This window comes from Acidovorax sp. KPB24-03 (genome assembly GCF_057546605.1).
In genome coordinates, this window is sequence record NZ_BAAJYR010000329.1 from 1 (window position 1) to 3,974 (window position 3,974).

General features: G+C 68.2%; 1 protein-coding gene and 2 pseudogenes. 2 read left to right on the top strand and 1 reads right to left on the bottom strand.

The annotated features are described in order from the left end of the window. Positions 1-80 precede the first annotated feature (80 nt). Positions 81-3,043: pseudogene (locus AC27KI_RS20200) on the bottom strand (DNA topoisomerase III). Positions 3,044-3,143: 100 nt separating this feature from the next. Here AC27KI_RS20200 and AC27KI_RS20205 point away from each other — a divergent pair. Next, positions 3,144-3,794, top strand: coding sequence for an SET domain-containing protein (locus AC27KI_RS20205; protein WP_487115487.1), 651 nt, complete (start codon positions 3,144-3,146; stop codon positions 3,792-3,794). A gap of 22 nt (positions 3,795-3,816) precedes the next feature. Next, a pseudogene (locus AC27KI_RS20210) lies at positions 3,817-3,974 on the top strand (biotin--[acetyl-CoA-carboxylase] ligase); the annotation flags it as partial.

Sequence of the window (3,974 nt, forward strand, 5' to 3'; positions counted from 1 at the left end):
CGGCGCGCCGCCCGCGCAGCCGGCCAGCAGGCCCACGAAGGCCAGGGCCGCCAGGCAGCGGGCGAAGCGGGCGAGCGCGTTCATGCCTCGCCCCCCAGGTGCTTGCCCAGGATGCCGGCCAGCTCGAACATGGTGACCTGGTCCTTGCCGAACACGGGGCGCAGCTTGGCGTCGGCGTTGATGGCGCGTTTGTTGGTGGCGTCCTGCAGGCCGTTGGCCTTGATGTAGTCCCACATCTTCTTCACGGCCTCGGGCCGGGCAACCGGTTCCGGCCCGATCACCGCCGCCAGGGCGGCACTCGGGGCCTTGCCGGCCGCGGGCTTGCGCGGCGCCTTGGGTGCGGCCGGGGCCTTCTTGGCGGCGCCTTGGCAGCGGTCTTGGCGGCAGGCTTTGCCGCCTTCTTGGCCGCGGCCGACGTCTTGGCGGCCGCGCCTGCGCCGGCCTTTGCAGCGAAGGTCTTGCGCGGGGGGAATTTGCTCTCGCGCTGCTCGAACTCGAAGTTCACCTTGCCCGCCTCCTTGTCCCAGGCGAGGAACGCCTTGAACGCCCGGCGCGTGCGCATGCTCACGAACTTGTCGAGCAGATCGGTCTTGCCAGTGGCCAGCAGCTTGCTCATCTGCGCGCGCTCCACGGGCTGCTGCAGGATGATCTTGCCGCTCTTGAAGGTGCAGCTGGGCGTGGGCTGCGCCGCCGTGGGCACGGCCTTGCTGCACACGTAGTTGCTGCCGTGCTCGTACACGGGCGCGCCGCACACCGGGCAGGCGCCCAGGCTTTCCTGGTCCGAGAAATCGACCAGCTCGCCCGATTCCTCGGCGTTCTTGTCGTCGCCGAAATCGAACTCCAGCTTGTAGTTGTGCGCCTCGTCGTCGTAGACGATGCCCACCTCGGCCGTGAAGGGCCAGCCGGCCTTGGAGCGAAAACCCTCCAGCGGGCCGATCTTCTTGTCGCGCAGCAGCTGGTCGGCCTCGGCGGTCTCGAAGGTGCGGCCGGCCGGCGACTTGCCGAACGAGAAGCCGCAGGCGTCCGAGCCGTCGCCGGCCTTGCCCACGCAGGCGTAGCGGCGGTAGTTCTCCTTGACCACGCCGCCGCAGTTGGGGCACGGCGCCGAGAGCGTGGCGTAGTCGCCGGGAATGGTGTCGCGGTCGTATTCCTTGGCCTTCTTGACCATGCGCTCGGTCATCCGGGCGATGTCGGCCATGAAGGCCTCGCGGCTGAGCAGGCCCTTTTCCATCTGCGAGAGCTTGAACTCCCAGTCGCCCGTGAGGTCGGCGCGGCACAGTTCCTCGACCTCCAGCCCGCGCAGCAAGGTCATGAGCTGGAAGGCCTTGGCCGTGGGGATCAGCTCGCGGCCCTCGCGCAGCATGTACTTTTCGGTCAGCAGCCCTTCGATGATGGCCGCGCGCGTGGCCGGGGTGCCCAGGCCCTTTTCCTGCATGGCCGAGCGCAGCTCCTCATCGTCGATCTGCTTGCCCGCGCTTTCCATGGCGCCCAGCAGCGTGGCTTCGGAGTAGCGCGCGGGCGGCTTGGTCTTGAGGCCCTTGGGCTCCACGAAGTCGGTGCGCACCATCTCGCCGGGCTGCACGGGCACGAGGTTCTGGCCCTTGTCGCCTTCCTTGGCGCCCTCCACCTCGTCGGCGGCCTCCTTGCCGTAGATGGCCAGCCAGCCGGGCCGCACCAGCACCTTGCCCTCGGTCTTGAAATGGTGGTTGACCACTTGGCTCACCCGCGTGGTGACCATGTATTCGGCACTCGGGAAGAACACCGCCATGAAGCGGCGCACCACCAGGTCGTACAGCTTCTGCTCGGCCTCGGACAGCCCGCTCGGGGCCTGCAGCGTGGGGATGATGGCGAAGTGATCGCTGACCTTGCTGTTGTCGAAGATGCGCTTGTTGGGCTTCACATAGTTGCCGTCCAGCGCTTGGCTGGCAAAGGGCGCCAGGTGGCGCATGCCGCTCGTGGCCAGCATGCCGAAGGTATCGCGTGCCACGGGCAGGTAGTCCTCGGGCAGGGCGCGCGAGTCAGTCCGCGGGTAGGTCAGGGCCTTGTGGCGCTCGTACAGGCTTTGCGCCAGGGCCAGCGTGGTCTTGGCGCTGAAGCCGAACTTGCCGTTGGCCTCGCGCTGCAGGCTGGTCAGGTCGAACAGCAGGGGCGAGGACTGCGAGGTGGGCTTGGATTCCTCGGTGACGCTGGCCGCCTTGCCGCGCACCGCATCGGCGATGGCCACGGCGTCGGCATGGTTCCAGATCCGGTCGGCCTTCGCCTCGGGGTCTTCGCTCTTCTTCCACTGGGGGTTGAACCACTTGCCCAGGTACTCGCCCGCCTCGGCATGGAAGCCCGCGTGCACTTCCCAATAGTCGCGGCTCACGAACTTGCGGATCTTTTCCTCGCGCTCGACCACCAGCGACAGCGTGGGCGTCTGCACCCGGCCCACGGTGGTGAGGAAGAACCCGCCGTCGCGCGAGTTGAAGGCCGTCATGGCCCGCGTGCCGTTGATGCCCACCAGCCAGTCGGCCTCGGAGCGGCTGCGCGCGGCGTGGGCCAGGCCCTGCATCTGCTGCTCGGAGCGCAGTGCCTCGAAGCCGTCGCGGATGGCCTGCGGCGTCATCGACTGCAGCCACAGGCGCTTGACCGGCTTGCCCAGTCCCTTGCCGTCGGGCTTGGAGCCGCCGGCGTACTGCTCGATCAGCCGGAAGATCAGCTCACCCTCGCGGCCCGCGTCGCAGGCGTTGATGAGCTGGGTGACGTCCTTGCGCTTGGCCTGCCGCACCACGGCCGACAGGCGGCTCTTGGTCTTGTCCACGGGCTTCAGGTCGAAATACGGCGGGATCACGGGCAGGTGGGCGAAGCTCCACTTGCCGCGCTTGACGTCGAATTCCTCGGGCGCCTGGATCTCCACCAGGTGGCCCACCGCGCTGGTGACCACGTAGCGGTCGTTCTCGAAATGGTCCTCGTGCTTGTCGAACTTGCCCGCCACGGGGGTGAGCGCGCGCACGATGTCCTGGGCCACCGAGGGTTTTTCTGCAATTACCAGTGTCTTGGTCATGTTGTGGGTTTCGCCGTTGAAAGGCGCTTCTACAATCCGCTTCTCACACGCGTACACGCGCACGCGCCTGTGTGCCTATTCAAACTAACAGAGTTTTGCCATGCCCCGCACCGCATCGCCCGCAGCCCCCCCGTCCGCACCGGGGCGCCGCCTCCAGACCCGGCGCTCGGGCGTGCATGGCAAGGGCGTCTTCGCCGTGCAGGATATCGCCGAAGGCGAAGTGCTCATCGAATACACGGGCGAGGTCATCAGCTGGCAGGAGGCCCAGGACCGGCACCCGCACGATCCCGCGCAGCCCAACCATACCTTTTACTTCCACGTGGATGAAGACCACGTGATCGACGCAAAGTTCGGCGGCAATTCATCGCGCTGGATCAACCACAGCTGCGACCCCAACTGCTTCGCCGACGAACAGGACGGCCGGATCTTCATCACCGCCCTGCGCAACATCGCCGCGGGCGACGAGCTGAACTACGACTACGGCCTCATCATCGAAGAGCGCTACACCCCCAAGCTCAAGGCCGAATACCCCTGCTGGTGCGGCAGCGCCAACTGCCGGGGCACGCTGCTGGCGCCCAAGCGCGGCTGGGCGCCGCCGGGCATGGCGCCTGAAAAGCCGGCCAAGGCGGGCAAGGCCGCCAAGGACGCCGAGCGCGGCAAGGCCGTCCGCCAAGCCAACAAGGCATCGCCCGCCACCGAAACCGCCACGCCGCCCCCACCGGGCCGCAAGGCGCGGAGCCCCCGCCGGTGACCGGCCGCTCCCCCGACGCCCCATCCGCTGGCCCGCCGAGGCCATCTGGGAAGCCGTGGCCCCCGTGCTGCCGGGCTTCACCGTGGAGGTGCTGCCGAGCGTCGACTCCACCAACACCGAACTCATGCGCCGCGCCCGCGCGGGCCTGGCCGAGCCCACCCTGCTCGTGGCCGAACTGCA